Source organism: Thiorhodococcus minor, assembly GCF_010820565.1.
Taxonomy (GTDB): domain Bacteria; phylum Pseudomonadota; class Gammaproteobacteria; order Chromatiales; family Chromatiaceae; genus Thiorhodococcus; species Thiorhodococcus minor.
Window position 1 is genome coordinate 1 of record NZ_JAAIJQ010000357.1, and the last position, 423, is coordinate 423.

The following is a 423-nucleotide window of genomic DNA, read 5'->3' on the forward strand; positions in this document are numbered from 1 at the left end:
ATCGGAGTCGGTCTCATCCGGACCCACGTTCGGGTCGATCAACACCTTGCCCGAAACCGTGTCGGTGAACTGCACGCCGTAAGTTCCCGGGGCCAGATCGCCGAAGCTATAGTTCCCGTAGTAATCCGTCGTGGTGGTCCGCCCGGTCGGGTTACCCGACGCATCCAGCAGTGCCACCGACACGCTCGCGACACCCGGCTCACCGTCGTCCTGGTTGTTGTTGTTCCGGTCGACGAAGTAACGACCCGACAGCGAACCCACCTGCGGCGGCGGCGGCTCTTCCACACCGGCGTCGTTGTTCGGCGTGTCTTGACCGGCAACCACACCAATGTCGTAGATGATCGATACGCCATTGCCCTGGTCGATGGCATCGGAGTCGGTCTCATCCGGACCCACGTTCGGGTCGATCAACACCTTGCCCGA

General features: G+C 62.4%; 1 protein-coding gene. It reads right to left on the bottom strand.

The annotated features are described in order from the left end of the window. Window positions 1–423: SdrD B-like domain-containing protein (locus tag G3446_RS27315; RefSeq protein ID WP_209262683.1), on the bottom strand; the 423-nt coding region annotated here is incomplete at both ends.